This is a genomic window from Coleofasciculus sp. G3-WIS-01, assembly GCF_040223135.1.
Lineage (GTDB): Bacteria > Cyanobacteriota > Cyanobacteriia > Cyanobacteriales > Coleofasciculaceae > Coleofasciculus.
The window spans coordinates 26,674-50,605 of the sequence record NZ_JAVJZI010000101.1 but is presented as its reverse complement, the minus strand read 5'-3'; the positions used below and the strand labels follow the sequence as shown (position 1 = coordinate 50,605).

The window sequence follows — 23,932 nt, the reverse complement described above, 5'->3', positions numbered from 1 at the left end:
GGTTGGTATCTGGTTCACAGCACTGGGTATCAGCACCATGGCATTCAACCTCAACGGATTCAACTTTAACCAGTCGATTCTGGATTCCCAAGGTCGTGTAGTCAACACCTGGGCAGACGTACTCAACCGCGCCAACTTAGGCTTTGAAGTCATGCACGAGCGCAATGCTCACAACTTCCCCTTAGACTTGGCGGCTGGTGAGGCTACTCCCGTAGCTCTGACGGCTCCTAGCATCAACGGCTAGTTCTCCGATAGAGATTTGGTAAAACGTAGGGTGGGCAATGCCCACCCTACAGCTTTTTCGCATCTTTTTACGAGTGGTTTGCATCTCCTCCATGAGCCTGCTTCTGCTGGAGGGAGCGGACGGGCACAATGATACTAAATCCGGGTTAGCTACTCCCGTTATAATCTAGTCCGCGCAGGCTGACTTTGTTTTTGTAGCAGCGATTTCAATCGCCTCCTCTTGCTTCAACGTTACTGCCAGACGAAAACTTGTGCTTCGTATTCACCCATATCAATGGTTAATTGATTATCCTCTGCTTGAACATCGTAGTCTCTTGTCCATTCATGCCAGGTTCCGTTTTCCGGAATATCAGGAACTTGGTAGCCCTCTAAATACTGCTCGGAGAAGTTGACAATAACAAAAACCCGTGAACCTTGATCATTCCAGCGCTCATAAGCAAAGACTTTGCCATCAGAGCCGTCATGGAAAAATTTAAGGTTGCCAGTCTGGAGAGCTGGATTTTGCTTGCGTAGTGCGATTAAACCTTTGTAATACTCAAATAAACCGCCATTCCGTTCATTCTCTAACAAGGACCATTCCAGTTGTTGATTCTTTTCGTCAACATTGATGTCTGTGCGTTCGCCAAACTCTTCACCCATCCAGAGCATGGGAGCGCCTACACTTGTCATTAAGAGAACCACCCCTAACTTCGCTCGTTTGAAGGCAGCATCATCAAGAATGCTATGTTCTCCCAATTGAACCATGAGACGTTTTTGGTCGTGATTACTCAGGTAAGTAATTGCCTTAGTAATACCTTCGGGATAACCTTGCTGCTTAGGTTCTAGTGCCTGTTTTAGCTGCTCTAGATTGAACTCGTCTCCTAAAAGATGGGGTATAATTTGATGATAAAAATTGTCATGCCAGCATCCATCCATCGGTCCATTAGGACTTATCAGATCGGGGTTCTCTGGAATATGTTCGCCGATGTTGTAGAAGGGTTTGGAAAATACTGCGTTTTTAGTTTCCTCGATCAGTTCATTCAGGAAGTCACGGTTATCCAGTTGCTTTAATGCGTCGTACCGAATGCCATCGATGTGGTATTCCTGAATCCAGAACCGCACGACAGCCTTCATAAAATCACGAGCTGGAATGGCGTCTCGGTGTTCATCATAATGATTATAGTTAAACTCTGGTCCCCAGTAAAAGGGGTCATCGGGATGGTGACGATCATGATAATACCAGTAATCCCGGTCAATTTGCAGGAGTGGGCTTTCTTCAGAGGAATGGTTATAAAGTTGGTCTAAAATAACCCGAATACCTCTGGCATGGCATTCATCAATGAGCTGCTTTAAGTCTTCCGTTGAACCGTAGTTGGGCTGTGGTGCAAAAAAGTAAGTCGGAGTATAACCCCAGTTATACTCGCCAGGAGCCTCGTTTACTGGCATCAACTCGATCGCGTTAATTCCCAATTCCTGCAAGTAATCTAATTTGGCAATAACATCCTGGTACTGTCCCCGCTTTTCATTATCACCCTCACGGTGATAAAAATCGGAAACGAGGAGTTCATAAATGACTAACTCATGGTTGGCTGGTAAAGGTTTATCGTCATGCTGCCAAACGTAGGTATCGACAAGCCGTTCCCCTTCTTTAATCCGAACGACTCCATTTTTTGTATCTGGAGTGAGTTCAGTTATATAGGGATCAATGATTTCTACCCATTCATCGGGTTCATTTGACCAACTTTTAGACTGGACTCGGAATTTATAGTGATAAACCCCATCTTCTAGATCAACATTGGTGCGGAAATAACCATTTTCATCTTTTTCCATTGGGACTTCTTGCCAATCTGAAAAAGATCCAATTAAGGCGGCTCCTTTGTTATAAGGAACGAGTAGTTTAAATTCAATTGAACTTGACATAAATGGTTCTCTTTTTTAATTTTATGAAAGACAATGGGCAACTGTCCAAGTTTTAGATGGGGATTTGAATCCAACTATTTATTGTCGTATTAGTTGATAAAGAAAACAGCCGAAGCCTTGAACGGTAAAGAAAGATCCAAGCTATTCGGTAGAGACGTAGCACGCTACGTCTCTACTCTCCTCAAATCGGAAAATAAATTGTCACTAGGAGAGTCTCTGATATCGAGGTAAAACTGGGACGTTACCGCATCAGCAGAATATCGGCTGTGATTTTGGACTATAAACCATGAACTATGACGTTAAAGCCGCATCAAGTTCGATTTCTACATTTTGACGCAAGGCATTAGAAATCGGACAAACTTTCTCCGCTTCTTGGGCAATCTGCCCAAAGAGAGTATTGTCCAGGTTAGGAACTTGTCCTTGTGTGGCTAGACGCATTTTGGTAATCTTGAATCCCCCATTTTCCTGGGATTATAGTGAGCAGAATGCCTGGGTTTGGAGACTTTCAGGTTGATAGCCTTTTTCTGTCAAGGTATGGGCAAGCGCCATACAATAACAAGCAGCATGGGCAGAGGCAAGCAGTTCTTCAGGATTTGTACCTGGGGTATCCTCGAAGCGCGTGGAAAAGGTGTAGGGAGTATCGTTGAGGATATGACTTGATGCATTAATGTGACCATTGCCGCGTTTCAAGTCACCATTCCATTGTGCTTGTGCCGTTCTGGTTAGTGTAGTCAAACTCCTACCTCCTAGTGTTATTGAATGGATTTTCTCTTTTGTTAAACGCTGCTGCGTTATTCACATTATTCGCCAGTTTATGGTATGAGTTATGGTTAGCAACTTCATGTGCCACAAGGTAGATCCTGCCTTATCTTCTTAGCATTAAGAGACAGGAAGCATGTCAGGGAAAGCACGCAATATTCCAGCTAACCGGATAAGTTGGGTTTCGTTCCAAGAGCCCAACCTACTTGCGTTGACATGCACCCTAAGAGACATGAGTCTCACCGGGACCGACAATACCAACCTTATGACGGAACATCAATTCACCACCATACCAACCACTGGCTAATAGTAAGATTGACACTATTAACGAGATAATCAGTCCTACGGGAAGAATAATCGTGACTGGATTGCCCAATCGGAGGAAAAAGTTAACACCACTCAACACCAGTACCGCTACATTGAGCAGCGCATGTACCCAACCGGCTCTACGCTCACGGACTCTGGATATACGCAGGAAGTCTACAATACCCACTACTGCTGCGGCAATCGCTGAGAGTAATCCCACTCCCAATAACCAAACTGAGGCTCTTGCCCAAAATACATCGTGGGTTAGCCAATAACCGATATCTGTACCCGCTAGCCCACTCAAGAACGCGATCGGGAAGATGACAATAATTGGATGGATAGGGTGACCAAAAATCGCGACAGAACTGGTAATTCCTGTTCCCCGATATTCTGTCTCTCGGCTATCGATGAGGGGTGGAATACTCGGATAAGGAACGTTTTCGCTTTGAGTTTGAAAATCTCTAGTTTCCATGTTTTTCTCCGCATGGTTGTATGGGATTAAATCACTGCTTTATCGTGCAAGTTGAGAAACAGACTCAAATCGGGATTTAAGCCAGTTTCCGGCTTCTTTAAAGTTCTGGCTCAAAGGTTGTTGGGTGTTGAGGAATACGCGGGCGCAATTACGTCCAGGTAGACCGGAAATTGAGCCACCGGGGTGGGTTCCTGCCCCCGTCAGGAATAATCCGTCAATCGGGGTTTGGTAGTTGGCAATTTCGGGTAGAGGACGGAAGAATATCATTTGGTCTAGGGTCATATCAATGTGGTAATGATTGCCTTTGTAAACCCCCAGGCGATCGCTTAAGTCAGCCGGACTCTCCACTCGACGGGCAATAACGGAATCTTTGACGTTTGGTGCATACTCGGCTAACTTATCAATGATCCGATCTGCGACTTGATTCTTGCGCTCCTCTGTCCAACCTGTACCAAATAAACCCGTCCCTTCAGCGCCTCGAATTTGATAGGGGGCATAGAACTCAATCCAGAGAGTATGTTTGCCCTCTGGCGCCATCGAAGGATCGAGGACTGTCGGCACAGCCACCCACAAAGAGATATCCTGTTCAGGAATATGTCCCATGATGGGCAAATTATGAGCCGCTTCTACCTGATTGACCGAGTCGGCAATTAGCACTGACCCCATTAGATATTCATCTTTATGGTCATAAGCTTCAAAACGAGGCGCTTCTGAGAGGGCGCAGTCGATCTTCAAAATGCCGTCATTACTATTGACAATCCGACGCTTGATCCGCTCGTTTAACTCAGGCGCGATCGCTTGGGCATCGGCTGGATCAATAAGCTGAAGAAATAGACGCTGGGCATCAATGCTGGAGATAATCCCTTTTGTCGCCCGATACTCTTGACCCCCTGCAACCCGAACGGCTTCGGCTCGTCCATTGTTGCCGATTAAAATCTGCTCAACCTGCTGATCACATAAGATCGTGCCTCCATGATGGTTTACCAGCTTAACCAACGCTTGGGTTAATGCACCCGTACCCCCGCGAGGTCTGGCGGTACCAGGGTCATGGCGGAGTGCCATCATCATCGCACCCATCGCGATCGTTTTCTCTGCCGGAGAAGCCCCCAGTTCAGAGGCAAGTCTAGCCAAGGGGGCTTTGAGAAATTCTGAGTCAAACCACTCATTTAATGAATCCTTAGGACTTGTCAGCATGGTACGGATCAAGTCCAGGGTGTCATCCACACCTCCTAACAATGAAAGGAGATCTTGCAGGTTATGCAACCCATAGTTCCCTAAAATGTCAATAACCGATTTAGGGGGTGCGTTGAATATAGGAGTAATGGCTTGAATAAGGCGATGCCAAAAGTCCATATACTCTTGATACTTCTGTGCATCACGCTGGTTATAGCGAGCGATTTCTGCACAGGTTTTTTCGACGGAATGATGAGCTAAGAAATACTTGCCATCTGGATGAGGACAGAAAATAGTGGGATCGCAGTATAGATACTCAAGCCCAAACTTGGTTAACTCTAGTTCTTCAACAACCGGTCCTAGGTGAATAAATTCGTGATCGATCGCACAGAGGTTGAAGTAGAAGCCCGGAGCTTCTTCCGGCATGGCTTCCTCAGTTGTAGCGGCTCCACCTGCGATAGAGCGCTTTTCTAGTAGCAAAACGCTGTAACCTGACTTGAGTAAATAGCCTGCACAGACTAAAGCATTATGACCTGCACCGATGATGATGACATCATAAGTTTCCATAAAGTAGAGGAAAGTAGAGGTATTGGCTGATATTTTCCATAAAGTAGAGGAAACTGAACGGTTTGTTGAATCTATCAGAAGGAAGAGGTTTTCTTTGATTCGCAGGTTTTGATAGTTTCGTCAAAGATAAAGTATCGATTGGTTTTTAACTTCACACAAGAAGTTAATTATTCTGCGACAGGTATTGTTGATACCCCAACTTTTCTAGCGCCGCTTGCTTATCCATGACCGATTGAGTTAAACTCTGGCGATACTGCTGCACTCGTTCGAGTAACTCAGATTGCTGGGATGCCAAAATCTGCACGGCTAACAACCCGGCATTTTTAGCATTGCCAATGGCTACTGTAGCCACAGGAATTCCGGCTGGCATTTGCACAATTGAGTAAAGAGAATCCACCCCTTGTAAATGGCGGCTGGGAACTGGAACACCGATGACGGGTAACGGTGTCAGAGACGCCACCATACCGGGTAAGTGAGCCGCACCTCCAGCTCCGGCGATAATCACCTTGAGTCCACGCTGATGAGCACTTTGGGCATAGTCTACCATGCGTTGGGGAGTTCGGTGCGCGGAAACGATCGCGACTTCGCAGGAAACCTCGAATTCTTCACAAATTGCGATCGCACCCTGCATTGTGGGCAAGTCGGAATCACTGCCCATGATAATACCAATTAGGGGGTTGTTATTTGTCATTTGTCATTCGTCCTGTTTGGCTGTTTCCTGTTCAGAGTTCCCTGAATTAAAATGATGCAGGATTAATTATAAAGAATATGATTATTATTAATGCACGAGTACCGGGTTATCCAGGCTTGCAACAAGTAAGGGTTGATGCTGAGGGAAAAATTTCCGCGATCGCACCCATGACTGATATCGCTCCTGATGCCGCTACTCTCGATGTTACAGGAGATTGGCTCTCCTTAGCTGGGGTCGATTTACAAATTAATGGGGCGCTGGGTTTGGCGTTTCCTGATTTAACTCTCCGGGATAACCAGAAATTACAGCGTATTTGCCAATTTCTATCGAATCAGGGGATTGATGGGTTTTTACCCACCTTGGTAACCACCTCGATCAAGAAAATTCAACAATCGCTAGGCGTGATTGCTGATTTTTTAGCCACCTCTTCCCACCATCCGGGAATGGCGCAAATCTTAGGAGTGCATTTGGAGGGACCTTTCTTGCATCCTCAGAAGCGAGGAGCGCATCCTCCAGAGTATTTATTACCACTTAACCTAAAAAATGTCAAGCAAGTTTTGGGGGATTATGGCAAACTGGTCAAAGTGATGACTCTAGCGCCGGAGTTAGACGAAACAGGTGAGGCGATCGCGTATGTGCGTTCTTTAGGAATTACCGTAAGTTTAGGTCATTCCCAAGCAACAGCCGCTGAAGCGGAGGAAGCCTTTGCCTTAGGTGCTTCAATGGTAACTCATGCCTTTAATGCGATGCCGGGATTACACCATCGGCAACCCGGATTACTCGGTGCCGCCATAACCCATCCTCAAGTGCGCTGTGGGGTGATTGCGGATGGACAGCATGTTTGTCCGACAATGTTACAAATTCTACTACAAGCGAGTGGGTATGAAGCGGGATTATTTCTGGTGAGTGATGCTTTAGCACCGTTAGGATTAGGTGATGGGATTTATCCTTGGGATGAGCGTCAAATAGAAGTGAAACAGGGTACGGCACGATTAACGGATGGTACATTAGCGGGAACCACCTTACCGTTATTGGTGGGAGTGCAGAATTTGGTAGAGTGGGGACTGTGTGGAATCGAGAGTGCGATCGCCCTAGCAACGGAGTCCCCTCGACACGCGATCCGTTTACCAGGGATTGGGGTTGGACAACCTGCTAATTTGTTGCGATGGCATTGGCATGAGGAAACATCAAAATTGAGTTGGCAACCTTTGACATTCAATGGGTGATTTGTCATTTGTTAAGGAAGGGAAAACCTAGCTCATGGTAAAGTATTTAAGCTCCGGCTTCAGCGGAGCTTGCCGGAGTACTTCACTCGTCCTCACTCCTCCATCCAAACTGACTCTGTAAGCAACCCCGGTCTAAAGCTTGCCCGATAAGCGAAGCGAAGGGACACGGAGCTTTAGCCAAGTAAGTTAAAGCTGTGCTTACCAGCCTAAGTGCTAAGCGCACTACGTTATCGGCAAGTGTTAAAGAGATGGTGCGTAGATGCGATAGCCAGTCTACTGCTCTAGAACCAAAAAGTTAAACAGTTTTAAGGTCACTGAAACAGTGCTTTTGGATAGTTACCGACTGATAACATTGGCGAGGCTAACTTTACCCCAGAAATGGGAGACAATTGGAGGGGCAACCATACCCCTCCACCCCCTAAAAAATTATGCTTCTTAAACCGCTACCGCGTGTTCCTCCCTGGTCTAAAGCTTGCCCTCAAGCGAAGCGAAGGGACACAGGGTTTCCCACAACGAAGGAGTTTTTATGAACACCGTTGATGATAAAACCGTAGTTAAAGATTATTTCAACGCCACTGGATTTGACCGTTGGCGGCGAATTTATGGCGAGGGCGAGGTGAATAAAGTCCAACTGGATATCCGTAATGGACACCAGCAAACCGTCGATACTGTCCTAAGCTGGCTTAAGGCTGATGGCAATTTAGCCGAGTTATCTATCTGTGACGCTGGCTGTGGTGTGGGAAGTCTCAGCATTCCCCTAGCTGAAGCAGGTGCGAAAGTCTTTGCCAGTGATATCTCCGAAAAAATGGTCGGTGAAGCCAAGGAAAAGGCTGGCGCTAGCTTGGCGAATTCTGACAATCTTAACTTTGCCGTACAGGATTTGGAAGACTTGAGCGGGAGTTATCACACGGTTATTTGTCTGGATGTGCTGATTCATTATCCCCAAGATAAAGCTGATCAGATGATCTCCCATCTTGCTTGTCTAGCCGAGTCACGCTTAATTGTGAGCTTTGCTCCCAAAAACTTTGTATACAGTTTGCTCAAAAAAATTGGCGAGTTATTTCCCGGTCCTTCTAAAACCACTCGTGCTTACCTACACCGCAGAACTGATATTATCAAAATATTGGAGCGTAACGGCTTTTCCATTCAACGCACGGAAATGACCAGTACCCAGTTTTACTTTTCTTACCTCTTAGAAGCAACGCGAAATTCAGATTAAGCGACCTGTAGGAGTACAATATTTCGTGCAATAGATTGGGTTCGTAGTGAGGGCTTTAGCCCTGTCCAGCTAGACGTTAGAGAACTAAAGTTCTCACTACAAACTATTTTCAAGCAAACAAATCAGGATATTGATCCTTTGCCCACATCGGTAAACCTGCCGTTGGATTTTCGAGCTGACGGTTCAGTAGCTCAATAATATTGGGCATTTTACTTAACAAGTCAAAAACCACAATATTGCAATCTAATCCCTTAGAATCTGTAAATCCCCTGACATTTTTATCCAGTTCAAGATAAAACTTGGGATTTAATTCACTACCAAACCCGATAATGACAATCTTCAGTTCATCCTGACTTTTCAGTCTGGCGCTGGTTGTCTGAATCAAGTTCAAAAACTTATCTCTGTCATCAAACTGACCATCTGTGTAAATGATAATAAACGCTTCCCGATTCGCCTCACGATTGGCAAACCATTGATTAATAACTTGCTCAAGTGTGGGTGTAATAAACGTGCTACTATCGGGCTGGTTTTCATCAAAGATGCTGGGAACCTGAGCTGTATCTTCAAGGTAGATGATTTTGTCACAGGGGCGATTCGGACTAAAAAAAGTTAGGGCAATTTCTTGACAAACCTTGTCCCCATCCAGACTGGTTTCATTGAGAATGCGATAGACATGCCCTTCAATGACTTCCGGTAAAACTTTCCAGCGAATATTATTATTAAATTCTGAATCTCTTCTCACCATTGACCCACTTTGGTCGATGAGCATGAAAACATCTCGGTTAAAAAGTTTTTTACTTGGCATACAGTCCCCTTTTTGAATAACGCCCGTATTTTTGGCTTCAATAATCGTTGCTTGATGCAAAATGGGCGGATTGCTCAGCGTAGTAGCCCTTTGTTTTTTGGGGCATTTTGCCGAGAGACCCGATATGAATAGTTTAATGGTTTTTGCCACCCGATTATAAATAGACATCTGAAGTCGCTACAGTCCATCGGTTGATCGACATGGATTGAATTAAGAATTGTTAAGTGTGTTCCAGATATCACATATAGCTGATATGTACTATTATGGAGGTGGTGCTGTCGGTTGGGTTCCCTGCGTCAACCCAACAAAATTTTGGGTTCGCATCCGTGACTACAAACCCAATCTAATGCATAAAATTAGACGTGCCACACCACGACGGTGTGATATGAGCAATTAAATAGGGATTGGAGATGAATATCTCGAATCCCTTGGCATCTATTGAACGATTTTTACAGGTGCTAAAGGCTGAGTTTAGCACCTATTTAACCAATTTAGGCATCAGGCTTTTTTGTTGCGCTTGTGTAAACCGAAAGCACCTGCCATTGCCAGAGTACCTAAGCTAAAGACGGTTCCCGGTTCAGGTACGCTTGCTAAGAGTTCAGCTTGTAACTGGAATTGAACGCCATCACCTGTGCCAACGGGCTTATCTTTACCCAATTTTAGGGTAATGAAGCTAATATTTTGCCACGTTTGGGTATAGATATTGCCATCTGCTCCTGCAGGAACAGGATTTTTCCCCTCGACCAATATCCCGTCAGTTTTAGCATTGGCTAAGAAGTTAGGAACACCAGTAGTGTTAGAAGTCTCGGTGTCGAAATATTTAATAGTGAGTTTCGACAAAGTTTCAGTGAACATGAACTGAAATTTTCCGACTTCCAATTGCCCGTTTTCTTCCTCTACTTCCGAGGGACGATACCAAAACCCTGATGTAACTGTACCTAAATCTCCTGCCCCAAACCGTATAGTGCCACCGTAGTTATTAGCGGTGCTTAGGTCGTCAACAAATAGACGACTGAAGCTACCATCGGGATTTTCTAAACTCTCCACACTTTTGATTAAGTCAGGAAGCGTCACTAATGGACCTATAGGAGTAAAACCAGAATTTATGAGTTGAACTTCGCCTTCCTGTTGAGGAACCAGGGACAAAGCTGAAGCCGAAGGAGCTACGATCCCTACAGTTACTGTAGAGGCGGCAATCAACGTGCTTACAATAGCACAGTTGCTCAAAAAATTTGAAATCGATTTCATAAATTTGTGATTTCCAGGAGTAGATTGACCTAATTGAATGTCTTGAGCATGACCATTTGGCGCCAATTGAGCCAAGGTTGAGCTGAGTCTTGACAAATACTAGCGTTAATTTATGAGATTCTCTATAAAGTTTTTGTAAAGTTAATGTAAAGCTGGTGTAAAGCCTCTTCTCATAGGTGTTAGCGGTGACACGAAATAAAGACGCGACATAGTAAAGACGGGACATGTCCCGTCTCTATTTCATAACATTAATGATTTTGTATTTTACAATACTGTTTTCTTATAAATATGTGGTATCTTATAGAACCATGCTGTACCAGCAACAATTGGAAATTGCTAGAGAACATTGATGTTTGTGAAAATCCCTTAGTTTTGATAGTAGGGTTAACCGAACCTGTGTTCAGGTGCTAAAGTTCTTAACCTTTAGCACCTTCTGGGGAAATTTAGAGATCAGGCTTTTTTGTTGCGCTTGCGTAAGCCGAAAGCACCTGCCATCGCCAGAGCACCTAATCCCAAGACAGTTCCTGGTTCTGGTACATCTTTAATTATCTGGAAGTCAACACCATCACCTGTGCCTGCTGTATCTTTACCTAACTTTAAGGTAATAAAGCTAACATCTGTCCAGGTCTGGTAATAAACGTTACCATCTGATCCGGCAGGAACGGGATTTTCTCCTGAAATTAGCATGGCTTCTGGGTTAATGTCCAGCATGTCAGCAATAAAATTAGGCACTCCCGTTGAATTAGTGGACTCTGTATCGAAATATTTGATTTTTAGTTGAGGAATTAGCTTAGTGAAAGTAAATTTGTAAGTACCAACTTCTAGTTGTCCCTGTTCTTCGCCAACTGAGCCATCAGCATTTGTTTCTGAGGGACGGAACCATGCTCCACCTGGGGTCGTACCACGATCCTTTGCCCTCAGGGTTGCTGTACCTAAAGAACCACCATCATAAACTGAATTAGTTTCTCCTAATATATCAATAAACAAGCGACTCTGTGTCCCACTAGTCTCATCTACCAAACTCTCTATACTTTTTATCCAAGGAAGAAAACTAGGATCTATACATTTGTTAGCATCAAGGCAACCACTTGCACTGCCTGTTACACCCACATTAATTTCCGTTTCCAGATCTTGCGGAGGAAGTAACGTAATCGCTGAAGCCGAGGGTGCCATAAGCCCTACAGTGACTGTAGAGGCAGCAAGTAGCGAGGCGACGGTAGTGGATTGACGGAAAAAAGTTGAGAGAGATTTCATGATCTTGTTTCCTGATAAAGTAGATTGACCTAGTTGTTGGCAAAACTTGAGCTGGCTTCTATAACTGCTTCTGTGATTTAGAGACTCAATAGCTATTTATTAATCCTCTCTTGACCGTTAGCGATAAACTGTGTTTTAGAGCAGTTGTTAGATTTCAGTTTTGCTCGTAGCCGCCAAGTGTTTTTATTCACTAACCAAATAATACCCCTATTTGAGCCGTTGTCTATAAAGTTTTGATAAATTAACAATGAAGCTTGTGTAAAGAATTGGCGAAAAACGTCTTAGACCCCATCGGTCAGTATAGAGATGTTCTCCCGCAACGTTTCTACACCCGGATTTCTCACCGCGATCGCCCTTGGGCTTATACTATCTGAATTGACCGTATAATCAGGGTTTCCGCACTCTGCCCAAATTATGGGTCGGTCAAGAAGGCTCGAAACCTACTCCCTGATAAAGGTTCCGAGGAGTATGAGAGTATGAGGACAAAACTTGTGAGAAATGCAGGCGACAGAGCTTGACGGCTCAAGAGTTGAACAAAAAATCAACAAGATTATATTAAGTTTTGTTAAGTTATGCGATCGCAGAAAGACCATTGATTATAAATTTTCATAAAAATTAATCCACGTCAACTCATAATTGATGAGAGTTTGAGAGTCTATTTTGTATAAGAATAACTTATAGTTATTCATTCAAGCATTGAATTTAATCTATTAAAACGATTACTGCCATGAATAAGGCAAACCCAAAGAGTTTATGTTATTTTTGCCAAAAATGAGTTCAAGCCTACAATGAAATATAACATCAAAGTATTGCTCATAATAGAACAATGTAACCCACGTTGGCAGTCTGTCCCCTTGGAAGGATATAAATACTTTCAAGCAATTAGCCAGATTGTCGAGACAACCCTAGTTACTCATGACAGAAATGAAAAAGATATCAAGGAAATATCAGAACCCAATAATCGCATTGTTTACATACAGGAGATGGATGTCTTAAAGCGTTACTATAGTCTCGTTGAAAATCTCACTTACAAAAACAAAACAAAATGGCAATTATACAATAGCTTAATGTATCCAATATATGCAGATTTTAACCATAAAGTCTATCGTCAGTTTAAAGAAAAAATCCTCAACGGTGATTATGATATTGTACATGCGATAACCCCGATGATACCGAGGTATCCTTACAAAATAAATAAGGTGTGTCAGCAGACTCCTTTTCTGCTTGGACCTGTCAATGGAGGTATTCCTTTTCCTCCAGGATTTAGAACAAAAGCTAGAGAAGAATTTGCTTACCTAAATTTCTTGAGAGCCATCGGTCGATTTTTAATCCCTGGCTACAGAGAAACCTATAAAAAAGCAGACAGAATATTGGCGGGTTCAACTTATACATTGAATCTGTTAAAACGCTTATTTAAAATCTCCGATTCTCGAATTAGTCTATTTTTTGAAAATGGAATTGATTCCCGTTTTGTATTGACCCAAAAGCAGCCAAAACAAGATGCCAAAATTCATTTACTGTTTGTCGGTAGATTAGTTCCTTACAAATGTGCCGATATAGTGATTAAGTCTATAGGTCAATTAAATCCAACGATTCTAAATAAAATTGAATTAACTATTGTTGGGGATGGTTCAGAAAAAATTAAACTGGAAAACCTTGTACAGAAACTAGGGTTAAACGATATTGTTCAATTTATTGGTTGGGTGCCTCAATCCCAAACCCTTGACTATTATCGGCAAGCTGATATTTTTTGCTTTCCCTCTATCCGAGAATTTGGTGGTGCTGTCGTCTTAGAAGCTATGGCGAATGGACTGCCTTGCATTGTTGTAAATTATGGTGGTATTGGTGAATATGTTACTGAAGAAACAGGGTTCAAAATCGAGCCAATTTCCCCTGAGCATTTGACTCAGGAGCTAACTCAGAAAATTAAAATTTTAGTTGAAGATGATCAACTACGAGAATCTATGTCAGTTAAGTCGATTGAGCGAGCTAGACAGTTTACCTGGGAACGTAAAGCCATTGAGATAGTCGAAATTTATGAACAAATGATTAGTGAGAAAAGGAGCCTGGATAAATAATGCAGATAAAGTTATGATTTGTGTTTAGTTATCTAAGCTAAGTTTAAGTTGAATGGCACTGAAATATAGCATTGTGAGTCGCCAAAACCTTTGATATGCCGTAGGGTGGGCATTGCCCACCAGACTTAAGTCAGTGATATTCAAGTTTAAGTTTGATTTATAGGTAGTAAATATTCGGATAAAAATTATGCTAAGCTGGTCAGCTATTATTCCCACTTTAAATAGAGGAGCAATTTTAGAGCGCTCTTTGCCGACAATCGTTGCTCAAACTCGTCCTCCAAAACAAATCATCGTTGTTGATGCGAGCGATGAGTGGGAGTTGTCGAAAACTCGCATTTTAAATTCATTCGCTCTAACCGCTAAGTCTATTGAGTTAATTTATGTAGGCTCTGATAAAAAATCCCTAACTTATCAGCAAAACATTGGGCTAAATTTCTGCGATAGCGATGTCGTATTTTATCTAGACGATGATTCTTTTATGTACATTGATTGTGCGGAAGAAATCATGGAAGTTTATGAGCAAGATGAGGAAGATTTAGTGGGTGGAGTGATGGCGTTAATGGTTCCTCAGCCACCGTCCACCAGGGAAAAGGATCAGAAAAACAGCCCATCTGATAATCCGGTTCAAACGAACAAGCAACCCGACAAACTAAATTTATGGGATCATTTCCTTAAACCATTCCATAAGCTTTGGCATATACAAAACCTCTTTATCCCTTATGACGGAACGTATCATCGCTATGACCTTTCTGAATTAGCCAAGAAAACCTCGATTAATAATGTGGTGCTGTTTCATGGCTGTCGGATGACATTTCGGACGTCAGCACTGAAAGAGATTGGCGGATTTGAGGAATTAATTAGTCGTACAGTTAATGATTTGGATGTTAGCTATCGTGTGTCTCGAACCTCGGCTCTTGTCTTAGCTCGTCGAGCTAAACTTTTTCACGAACAGACAGCCGTTTCTAGAATTAATCGGTATAAAAATTCTGTGCTGGTTATTTTAAATCCGATTGCTTTATTTTTGGCGCACCGAACAGTAAAGCATAGGGTCAATATCTTGGTCGTCCGATTTGCACTCAGCCGCGCCTTGCTAGAATTTCTGCGAGATTGTGCTAATCCGAATCGAGGGTTTCCTCATGCACGCGGCGCATGGTTAGCTCTAAAATTAGTACCTAAGCTGATGCAGATGGATAAGCAGCAATTACGAGAGTGGTATCCGCGTTTTCAAGCGGAATTGCTTAATAAAGAAAATGATTCAAAGTTATTCTCATGACTTTTGATATTCAGTTGAATGACACTAACTTCAGGGAGATGGTATTGACTTAAGGCTGGTGGGCAGTGCCCACCCTACTGGCGTGGCACACATCATTTGATAGATTAGCTTGGGTTCGTAGTAAGGGCTTTAGCCCTATATCCTGTTGCGTTTCCGGGCGGAATTTTCATCCACCAAATAAGGTGTGTCACGCCACTACGAAGCTTGTTTAGGTTATAACTTACCGCTTAGAGTTTCTATGGGAGTAGGATAAAGTTCGGTCATGGCATCATACAAAACTTTGGCACTACGTTTGGCTTGAAACTGTTGAATTACTTTTTCCCGTGCGGCTTGACCTAAACGTATAGATAATTCAGAATTATGTAATAATCGGGAGATGGCATCGGCTAATTGGGTGGGGGCTTGGGGTTCTACCAGTAGCCCATTGACTCCCGCTTCCACAAGTTCTTTAACGCCACCAGAACCTGTGACAACAATGGGTAACTCCATCGCCATGGCTTCCATAATTGCCACACCTAAGGGTTCACGCAGACTGGCAAGGGCAAAGATGTGAGCCTCTTCTAAACAGGCTTTAACCCTGTCTTCCGAAACAGCACCTAAAAGAGAAACAGAGTTGGTTAAACCTAGGGTTTGAATCAGGGTTTCCAACTCCTTTCTATACCCATTTCCACCTTGTTCATCTTCTCCAGCAATTTTTAATTCGGCATTGATTCCTTGTTTTCTCAGGATATCTACAGCCGCAATCAAATCGACATACCCTTTGCAGAAATTGAGACGCCCACAGCTAAAAATCCGGCAAGTACCCTGTCGCCCCCAGGGAGAGTAGGGGCTAGTTCTGGTAAACACATCTAAATCAACGCCCATTGGGGCAATTTTTATTGTTTTCGGCAGATAGTTAGCTAAAGAGTTTTGGACTTCTTCGTATAGCTGTTGGGTAATGACAATTCCAAATGCGGCGTGCTGCCATTTTTGCTCTTGATTAGGTCCGTAGTCTCTTAGAGGACCATGCAACGTGAGGCTATAGGAAAGTTTGGAAATTAAAGCCGCAAACATGGCAATATTTGCCCCATCTGCACAGGAGTGGACATGGAAATGCTGCCAATTGCGGCGTCTGGCTAAATTGGATACTTCCGCTCCAATGAAGGCGAGGGCAAGTAGTCGCAACCTGCCAGAGAGTGAAACATCTTTAGCGGTTAAGATTGCTTGCCAGCAACGGAACCAACCGGGAATACCACAGCGTAGTAGTTCGAGAAGGATACCTAATAGGTTGGCTCTGGGAGGAAAGAGATAAGTGGTGCGTTGTTGTGCCTCTTGAACCCAGGTATGGGACATGAGTTTTGAGAGGGGACGCCGCGTGGAGACAATATCAATATCGATACCCATACGGGTTAGGGCGTTCATTTCTCGCCACCAGAAAATGTGGGTTTGTCCGGGAAATTCGGGAAGCAGGTAACCAATACTCCGATTCATATTCGTTTTGAGTGGTGAGTTGGGTATAGGGGCGGGTTTTACTATTTGAGCATGAGGACAAGGAAACAGGAAATGGGAGCATGTCACCTTTGTAGGTTGGGTAGAGCGTAAGCGAAACCCAACGCCATCGTTAGCCTGTTGGGTTTCGTTCCTCAACCCAACCTACGAGAACATTTTGTGCAAAACTGACATGCTCCCCAGGAAATAGGGAGTATCCAATTTAAATACATATCAGCTTACCTCACCCAGATGTATAGCAATCGCCATAGCGGTTAGGACGCATCTTATGGTAGAGACGCGCCATGGCGCGTCTCTACTCAATCTGCCCTGGCTAGGTATCTTTTTGACTCGATAGCAATTTCACAAGGGATGCTAACCAATAGGAGAGAATCGATATCAAAACCATGAGCCAGATTAGGGGATTCTTGGATTGGGTTCCCTCCTGGAAATTGGCGGGTAAAAACCAGGGTTGAGGGGATAAATCTTGCCAACTATCGCCTTCTACTAGGGTGGATAGACTGCGCCATACGCCAGCCTCTTGTAGGGTTTCTGGTTTCTTAATCCCGGTGACTACGATGAGAATACCTGGGGTTGGTGGTAAATGACAGGTTCGTAGTTCTTCGGCTAACTCCTGTCTGAGCGTCGCGATATTCCGTCCGATTTTGGGGGTGAGAGTCGGCGGTTCACTGGATAGTTGCTGAGGATTTCGTACTACGGTAACCAATCCTTGCATCTGAGGTAATGACACCTGAAAGCCATAGTTACCTCCTAAGCATACCGCTTGATTAAGTTGTGCCACTAGGGGATGATACTCTTGGTCAATTAATGCAGATGCGGCTAAACTTCGCAGCAGGGGTTCGTCAGTCGTTGCACCCACCCAAGCCATGGCGATGCGGATTTGGCGGTCTAGAAAATCGACTCGTCCTTTGGGTTCAAGTCCTGTCAGTAGCAGCAGCAAATGGTTATCCATTAATCGTTCTAACACAACCGTTGGTGTCTCGCGATCGATTAAATGGGTTACTGTCAATCCGATGGGTGGCAATTTGGGTTGAATTGACCCATCGTTACCAACCTGTAGCCAACGGTAATCATAGTCTTGTTCAAAGCCGCGACTCTGGATATAGATATCCATCAGTTTATTCCTATTTGTAAAATAGTTTTGATTTGTATAGACAAATGACAAGTTCTAAAGTGTTAACAATGATTTACCTTGTAGGACAGCAAATCCTTTGTTTGTTTTGCATCCTTGAGCAAACTGCTCTACCGCTTGCTTGAGTTGAGCATCAGGGTTGAAAACTTCCCGCACGATGTTAAATATTGACCAATTGCGATTTTGAATGTAAACTTTTAACAGGAATCGCAATAGATACCGCAGCAACTGCTCACTATCTTGGGGACTATATTTGGCATTAAAACTCGTCTTGCGAAAATAAAATCGGGGTTGATTGAGATTTTCTACCTCGATTTTCAAGAAGACGACACAGCCAACGGTTTGCACCGGAGTTGTGACTACGGCAATTTTATCAGCTCGTCTTGGCTCTTGAAAAAAGTCCAGTAACGGTGCATATTTTTCTTGAATCTGTTTGATGAGATTGTTGGCAGACACTTCATCTTGCATATAAGTTTCACACTTGACAGGAGCCAAAATGACTAACTTGGGTTCATCCAACTTTTGGTATGCTGTTTTAAACAATGTCATAATCTCATCGGGCTTATTTCTCACTTCATGCCATCTACCATTGAGTTCCATCAGCGCTGGCGTATCAATTGCCACGATAACTGCTGCACATTCTCGCAACATCTTCTGCACAAATCGCCTCCCCGCTACATCACTGGGTAAAATATAGCCGCCGGGATAATCTCGAAACTGAAGCCGCAGGTAATCTTTTTTGTCATTTAATCCTAAATCAAAACGGTAAGAGGGTAAGGATTCCGGTCCAGCGACGGCTAGGGTTCCCCGAATTCCTTTGGTGCGTTCATCGGCTTTAAATTCGTAGGTTAAACTTTTGAGTTGGGCGAGATACCGTTCTAGAATTGCTGCTGTTTCGATATCGGGTTTTAATTGCAGATTAGCTTGACGACTGGTTGCCTCAAATTGTTCATACATTGAGGTTAATAATGTGGTTTTACCAACTCCACTGGCACCTAGCATGGTTATATTGAGTTCTTTAGGCATCTTTCTCCATCCTTTGGGTAGAGACGCGCCATGACACGTCTGTAGGGGCGGGTTTAGGGATTAATATTGATTCTTGTCTTAATTTTTATACAAAACCCGCCCTTAATTTTAATATAATTCTCAACAACTCTGTGTATCTCATTTAAAATGTAGGGGCAGTCGTCGGACTTCAGTTAATAGGAAAGCGGAACAAAGCGCTAAAGCGCTCACTACGAGCGAAGCCTCAATTAATTTAAGAATTGGAGTTCTTTGAGTGAGTTAGTCGCTATGGCTTGATCGACTAATGATAGCCACTGCTGACGATCATCGCCCTCTTGATTTTCACCAAACTCCTTCAACCAAACTTGAGCTTTTTCTTGAAAGAGAAAGATTTGCCATTCATTTTTAACATCTTTAGCTCGCAAAACCTGATCGACAAACTCTTCGACTTGGGCAAAAGCGGCTTGACCCGGTTCTCCATAAAAATCCTCTAGGGCATGTTGACATTTAAACAGGGCTTCTTCTTGCAAGGTTTCTAAGTAGGTAAGGATTTCCTTTGCTTTGATTTCCCGCGACTCTGTGGTATTCGATGCAGACAGTCGCAGATTAGTTTTGTCGGGATTTAGATTGTCTAAATGAGGACGAATCCGATAATGAAAGTTTGCCTTGTAGGACATTTCAAAATTTGATAGGGTTTGAAAAGCGTGTTTGAGCCGGACTAAATTATCGGGTATAAGTTCTGCCATGGCTTTGAGAAATGCTGACCCTCTGGCTGGTGTGAGTTCGCCGAAATTTCCTTGATTCACCAGTACCTCAGTTACCTGAGACTTTGCCTGTTCCACATACTCTTTTAACCCCATGTCCATGGCGTGGAAATGTCGGGTGAGATGATTGCGGATTTCATGGAGGTATTTGGCGTAGGTGGTTTGCCAATCCCCTTCTTCAAAACGTCGGGCAATAATTTCGTTCAGGGGTTCCTCGGTGGGAAGTCCGGTATCGCTTTTGCAGGTTTGGATAATCGATTCAACCTGTTGTTTAAAGATATCTTGTTCATCGCGATCCTTGGCGATATCCAGGTGATCTAATAATTCTTCCAGCCCTCGCGTTAGATTTGCCCAGAATTTGTTGAATAGACGCAAGAATTTTCCTTGCTCATTAATGTCGTCAACGATTAATCCTCCTGACCAAACTTGACGAGCTTTTTCTAGTTCGCCATTAATTGAAATTTGCAGTTTCTTAAGTTTTTTCTGATAAATGCGGGCATGTTGCTCGTCTAAATAGGTGATGTTATTTGCCAGATAGTTGAGAACTAAATCAAGAATCCCATTGGTTTCCTCTGGATTAGCACAATCGGCAATTTTGCAGCGGATGACATCAATATGTTTATCGTGGATACTGGTTTGGTGTTTTTGGCAAGCTTCTAGGTTGTCATCGGTTCCGGTGACGTGGTTGAGAATCATAAATGAGCGATTCTCTAGATTATTTAATGCTTCTGCTGCGGTATTATATAAATCTGTATCCCGTTTTTCCCATCCATAGCGGAGTCTATCGGGACGGCGAATAAAAATTACTAAATCTACCTCTTGTCCGATGGTTTCTAGGATGAGTTTTTCATCGCCTAAGCGAGTATCTCCTAAACCGGGTACATCGACTAAGGCAATTTTACCGACATCGGAATTTTTGAAGGGACAGAAGATTTTAACTTCGCGAACGGCTAAATGGTCAAAGGTAATTAGTTCGCCTTGGGGAAAGCGGCGTTGGGCGACATATTCATGAATCCGTTCTTTGGGAATGGGGGGAAGTTTTCGGGGTGCGCCAGACAGGAGTAAGTGTCTGTACATGGGTAAGTGCTTATGATAATCTTCTTTGAGATGCTCATACATTGAGTTTTTGGTCGCATCACTTCCCGAAAATTCCGGTAATGTTCCGGCAAATTCGTCTAAGGTTTGGGGCGGATTCCCTAAGTCTAATTCCTGATAGTAGGGCTGAATGACTTCTTGTAAAAAAGTCTGTTCAGAATGAACGGTTACCTCGGCGTAGGTGTCTCCGGGTTGATGATAAATGGTGCTGCGAACAGCGGTACAAGCGCCGCCTCGGAGGGCGGGAATTTCATCATCGGTGAGTCCACTGATACTTTGGAGGAAGGTACTTTTCCCTTGACCCATGAGTCCAACGACGCCAATATTTAAGGTAGGGCGACAGAAGCGATCGCGAAGTTGATGCAGTTGCTCCAGTTGCGTGCTAATCTGTAAGCGCAATGGGGAAAAGTCGATTTGGGTGAGGCGATCGCACAGTTCCGGTTCGTCTAGTTTATCCTGTAAGATATGACGCCGTTGATCTAGGGAGCGGAGCAAGTCAGTCAGATTTCTCAGATGTTCCTCGACATCGGCGATGCTCTTAACTAAGGGTTGGCGTTGTTCTATAATTTCGGCTATGGTTTCGGCGCGATTAGACATGATAGATTAGACATAATAGTTAATTGGGCGGTTGTAGACGCGGAGAAATCGCTGGGCGGTTAGAAACCGCAGCTACACAAACTTGCACCCGCCTACGCGGGTTTCCCCACCCCTAGTTTTTTCTCTTTCCTGGTCAAGTGTAAGGCTATCTATACATGGTAGCGCGATCGCACAGCTAGATAGAAAAACTCAGCCTGGACATTTCCCGATGCGGCGGTTTCAGTTTCAGCGACAGCCGGAGTCTTTAATCCAATAGAGCCGATAGCAATAATAGCTAATAAAAATAGTTTTTTCATCGTTCAGATTCTCCTCAACGTGTTAACTAACGAATGAATAAAACAGGAGTGGTGTTTCAATTTTCTACTCCCTTGCAACCTGACACTTTTCCTTGTGCCTTCTGCCCTCTGTCTTCTGCCTTATTTCCAGCAAAATTTGCCAATTTTCCCGATAGATTAACAATTTTAGCCGATCGGCAATTTTCCTAGCATCCCCTTGCAGATTAGGATTTGACGTACTCCCCTGGTTAAAACGCAGGGAATTCTTAAGCATGTTGTAGGCATTTTAAAAAGATGCCTCTACACCTTTGTTCCTGCTTCTATGACTCTTGACTATTAACACTTGCTGCAATACTTGAGCATTAACGGTTTTAAGCTCTGGAAATTCCTGTTTAGCGACGGTTAATGCCTTGCACTGCTGTGCATAGCTTGGGTATGGCGCATCGGTGGGAATGATGTATTCAGAAGTGATGGAACAAGCATTAACCTGGCACTTGCGAGAATTCAGCCAATCTTTTCGATCGCGTAGAGCATAGTTCCAAACTTTTCGGCATACTGTTAAGGTATGCTCAATGAGTTGAACTTGTTCGGGTGTAGGAATTGCCTTGTACTCGTAAGTTAAACTTAACACTTGCTCATCACCTCCTACCGTATTTTACCCGTTTTTGTAGAATAATCCGGGAACAAAAGGATAAATTCTTTTTGTCGGTTTTCATCCACTGCGTTTCAACCAGTGGCTCTCAACCTCTAGAATGTTTGGTAGAGGGAGCATCTGTGCCAAGAGAGAGAGTCATGAATCAAACTGAACAAATTCTTTCCCAGTTACCGGGGGATGTCTTGGGAGGCTTGCGGAAGGCTGACCAATTCTGGCAAGCGTTGCGAGACGGTACCACGCCGATTCCTCAGGTGGTTAAGGAATCAATTGAACCTTTGGGAAGCATCGATTGGGATATCGTTATCTGTGGTGGTACCTTAGGCATCTTCCTGGGTGCTGCGTTGCAAAAGCGCGGCTGGCGTGTCGCCGTATTAGAACGGGGGATTTTGCGGGGGAGGGATCAGGAGTGGAATATTTCCCGCCCGGAACTTGAGGTATTCCTAGAACTTGACCTGTTATCGCCTGAGGAATTAGAGGACGCGATCGCATCTGAGTATAACCCTGGTCGGGTGAGTTTTTTGGGTGGAGAGGATGTCTGGGTGCGGGATGTCCTAAATATTGGCGTTGACCCCGTTTTCCTCCTGGATACGCTCAAGTCCAAGTTTCTCGATGCTGGGGGTCAGCTTTTGGAGGGAACGGCATTTGAGGGGGCGGTGATTCATCCCGATGGGGTGCGCGTCGAGGCGGCGGGTGGGTTAAACACTCGGTTGCTGATTGATGCGATGGGCAACTTCTCTCCTATTGTTCAGCAAGTGCGACAGGGGGAAAAACCGGAAGGGGTTTGTCTAGTCGTGGGCAGTTGCGCTCAGGGTTTTACTGAGAATGATACGGGGGATTTAATCTTCTCTTTTACACCCATTCAGAATCATTGTCAATACTTTTGGGAAGCGTTTCCCGCCAGGGATGGCAGAACCACCTATCTATTCAGCTATCTTGATGCCCATCCCCAACGTCCCAGTTTGGGGTTTTTTATGGAGGAATACCTACGGCTATTGCCCGACTATCAGGGGGTGGAACTATCCCAAATTGATTTTAAACGAGTGTTATTTGGCTTTTTCCCATCCTATAAAGAAAGCCCAATTAAAATGCCATGGAATCGAATTTTGCCCGTGGGTGATAGCAGTGGCGCTCAATCCCCTGTAAGTTTTGGCGGATTTGGTTCCATGGTGCGCCACCTCAAACGTTTGACAGAAGGCATCCAGGAAGCCCTTAGCTGTGACGTTTTGACTCAAGACGCCTTGACCCTACTGCAACCCTATCAGCCGAATATTGCCGTTACCTGGATGTTTCAACGGGCGATGAGTGTGGGAGTTGAGCAAAATCTACCCCCCAATCAAATCAATGAGTTACTCACTGGTGTTTTTCAAACAATGGCACAGTTGGGGGATGACGTACTGCGTCCTTTCCTGCAAGATGTAGTTCAGTTTTCTGGATTGTTCCAAACCTTGACACTCATTTCCCTAACTAAACCGGGACTGGTAATTCCCGTAATTCCCCAAGTTGGGTTAACAACGCTGTTAGATTGGATGGTGCATTACATTAATCTGGGTGTCTACAGTGGCTTATATCCATTAGGACAATTCATGAGCAAACCAGTAAATCGATTACCCCCGACTTCCCAATACTATTACCACCGTTGGCTGGATGCATGGCGCTATGGTTCTGGGGGGGATTATTAATCTGACTTGGCACAGGATGGTGGGGGAGA

Annotated in this window: 18 protein-coding genes and 3 pseudogenes; 7 read left to right on the top strand and 14 right to left on the bottom strand. The window is 44.1% G+C overall.

Features of this window, described 5'->3' with window-relative positions; genetic code table 11:
• Nucleotides 1-244, top strand: a pseudogene (locus tag RIM23_RS10770) (photosystem II q(b) protein); the annotation flags it as partial.
• A gap of 230 nt (nucleotides 245-474) precedes the next feature.
• Here RIM23_RS10770 and RIM23_RS10765 read toward each other — a convergent pair.
• The 5 genes and pseudogenes from RIM23_RS10765 to purE all read right to left on the bottom strand — a co-directional run bounded on the left by RIM23_RS10765 (nucleotide 475) and on the right by purE (nucleotide 6,110).
• Nucleotides 475-2,142, bottom strand: coding sequence for an alpha-amylase family glycosyl hydrolase (locus tag RIM23_RS10765; protein WP_446366914.1), 1,668 nt, complete (start codon nucleotides 2,140-2,142; stop codon nucleotides 475-477).
• A 291-nt stretch (nucleotides 2,143-2,433) separates the two neighbouring features.
• A pseudogene (locus RIM23_RS10760) lies at nucleotides 2,434-2,877 on the bottom strand (OsmC family peroxiredoxin).
• A 247-nt stretch (nucleotides 2,878-3,124) separates the two neighbouring features.
• The gene (locus tag RIM23_RS10755; RefSeq protein WP_446366912.1) at nucleotides 3,125-3,679 is read right to left on the bottom strand and encodes a DUF2231 domain-containing protein; all 555 of its coding nucleotides are present in this window, start codon (nucleotides 3,677-3,679) and stop codon (nucleotides 3,125-3,127) included.
• A gap of 39 nt (nucleotides 3,680-3,718) precedes the next feature.
• Complete coding sequence (gene crtO, locus RIM23_RS10750; protein ID WP_446366910.1) at nucleotides 3,719-5,419, bottom strand: beta-carotene ketolase CrtO; 1,701 nt, start codon at nucleotides 5,417-5,419, stop codon at nucleotides 3,719-3,721.
• 163 nt (nucleotides 5,420-5,582) lie between these two features.
• Complete coding sequence (purE, locus tag RIM23_RS10745) at nucleotides 5,583-6,110, bottom strand: 5-(carboxyamino)imidazole ribonucleotide mutase (RefSeq protein WP_446366908.1); 528 nt, start codon at nucleotides 6,108-6,110, stop codon at nucleotides 5,583-5,585.
• A 77-nt stretch (nucleotides 6,111-6,187) separates the two neighbouring features.
• Between purE and nagA the strand changes: the two genes are divergently transcribed.
• Nucleotides 6,188-7,336 carry an N-acetylglucosamine-6-phosphate deacetylase gene (gene nagA, locus RIM23_RS10740; protein WP_446366906.1) on the top strand — a complete coding sequence of 383 codons (1,149 nt, stop codon included), beginning with the start codon at nucleotides 6,188-6,190 and terminating at the stop codon, nucleotides 7,334-7,336.
• A gap of 526 nt (nucleotides 7,337-7,862) precedes the next feature.
• A complete protein-coding gene (gene bchM / locus RIM23_RS10735; RefSeq protein WP_446366904.1) occupies nucleotides 7,863-8,555 on the top strand; it encodes a magnesium protoporphyrin IX methyltransferase in 693 nt (230 codons plus the stop codon).
• Between the two features lie 109 nt (nucleotides 8,556-8,664).
• Here the strand turns inward: bchM and RIM23_RS10730 are convergent, their stop codons facing one another.
• From RIM23_RS10730 to RIM23_RS10720, 3 genes are all read right to left on the bottom strand, one after another.
• Nucleotides 8,665-9,528 (bottom strand): VWA domain-containing protein, encoded by an 864-nt coding sequence (locus tag RIM23_RS10730; RefSeq protein ID WP_446366902.1) that lies wholly within the window; start codon nucleotides 9,526-9,528, stop codon nucleotides 8,665-8,667.
• Between the two features lie 330 nt (nucleotides 9,529-9,858).
• A complete protein-coding gene (locus RIM23_RS10725; protein ID WP_446366900.1) occupies nucleotides 9,859-10,608 on the bottom strand; it encodes an LEVG family PEP-CTERM protein in 750 nt (249 codons plus the stop codon).
• Nucleotides 10,609-11,058: 450 nt separating this feature from the next.
• Nucleotides 11,059-11,862 (bottom strand): LEVG family PEP-CTERM protein, encoded by an 804-nt coding sequence (locus RIM23_RS10720; protein WP_446366898.1) that lies wholly within the window; start codon nucleotides 11,860-11,862, stop codon nucleotides 11,059-11,061.
• A 788-nt stretch (nucleotides 11,863-12,650) separates the two neighbouring features.
• On the opposite strand from RIM23_RS10720, the gene RIM23_RS10715 reads away from it, so the two are divergent.
• On the top strand, nucleotides 12,651-13,940 hold the full coding sequence (locus RIM23_RS10715; RefSeq protein ID WP_446366896.1) for a glycosyltransferase family 4 protein: 1,290 nt from the start codon (nucleotides 12,651-12,653) through the stop codon (nucleotides 13,938-13,940).
• Nucleotides 13,941-14,127: 187 nt separating this feature from the next.
• The gene (locus tag RIM23_RS10710) at nucleotides 14,128-15,213 is read left to right on the top strand and encodes a glycosyltransferase family A protein (RefSeq protein WP_446366894.1); all 1,086 of its coding nucleotides are present in this window, start codon (nucleotides 14,128-14,130) and stop codon (nucleotides 15,211-15,213) included.
• A gap of 213 nt (nucleotides 15,214-15,426) precedes the next feature.
• Here the strand turns inward: RIM23_RS10710 and epsE are convergent, their stop codons facing one another.
• The 5 genes from epsE to RIM23_RS10685 form a co-directional block, all read right to left on the bottom strand.
• Entirely contained in the window at nucleotides 15,427-16,683 is a 1,257-nt protein-coding gene (gene epsE, locus RIM23_RS10705; protein WP_446366892.1) for an exopolysaccharide biosynthesis GT4 family glycosyltransferase EpsE, read from the bottom strand.
• Between the two features lie 331 nt (nucleotides 16,684-17,014).
• Nucleotides 17,015-17,815: a hypothetical protein gene (locus RIM23_RS10700; protein ID WP_446366890.1), complete on the bottom strand. Its 801-nt coding sequence runs from the start codon at nucleotides 17,813-17,815 to the stop codon at nucleotides 17,015-17,017.
• Between the two features lie 54 nt (nucleotides 17,816-17,869).
• Nucleotides 17,870-18,859, bottom strand: coding sequence for a hypothetical protein (locus RIM23_RS10695; protein WP_446366888.1), 990 nt, complete (start codon nucleotides 18,857-18,859; stop codon nucleotides 17,870-17,872).
• A gap of 227 nt (nucleotides 18,860-19,086) precedes the next feature.
• Nucleotides 19,087-21,294: a hypothetical protein gene (locus RIM23_RS10690; protein ID WP_446366886.1), complete on the bottom strand. Its 2,208-nt coding sequence runs from the start codon at nucleotides 21,292-21,294 to the stop codon at nucleotides 19,087-19,089.
• Between the two features lie 149 nt (nucleotides 21,295-21,443).
• On the bottom strand, nucleotides 21,444-21,590 hold the full coding sequence (locus tag RIM23_RS10685; protein WP_446366884.1) for a hypothetical protein: 147 nt from the start codon (nucleotides 21,588-21,590) through the stop codon (nucleotides 21,444-21,446).
• 33 nt (nucleotides 21,591-21,623) lie between these two features.
• On the opposite strand from RIM23_RS10685, the gene RIM23_RS10680 reads away from it, so the two are divergent.
• Entirely contained in the window at nucleotides 21,624-21,779 is a 156-nt protein-coding gene (locus tag RIM23_RS10680; protein WP_446366882.1) for a hypothetical protein, read from the top strand.
• A 127-nt stretch (nucleotides 21,780-21,906) separates the two neighbouring features.
• Here RIM23_RS10680 and RIM23_RS10675 read toward each other — a convergent pair.
• Nucleotides 21,907-22,200, bottom strand: a pseudogene (locus tag RIM23_RS10675) (helix-turn-helix domain-containing protein); the annotation flags it as partial.
• Nucleotides 22,201-22,361: 161 nt separating this feature from the next.
• Between RIM23_RS10675 and RIM23_RS10670 the strand changes: the two are divergent.
• Nucleotides 22,362-23,903, top strand: coding sequence for an FAD-dependent oxidoreductase (locus RIM23_RS10670; protein WP_446366880.1), 1,542 nt, complete (start codon nucleotides 22,362-22,364; stop codon nucleotides 23,901-23,903).
• Nucleotides 23,904-23,932 lie beyond the last annotated feature (29 nt).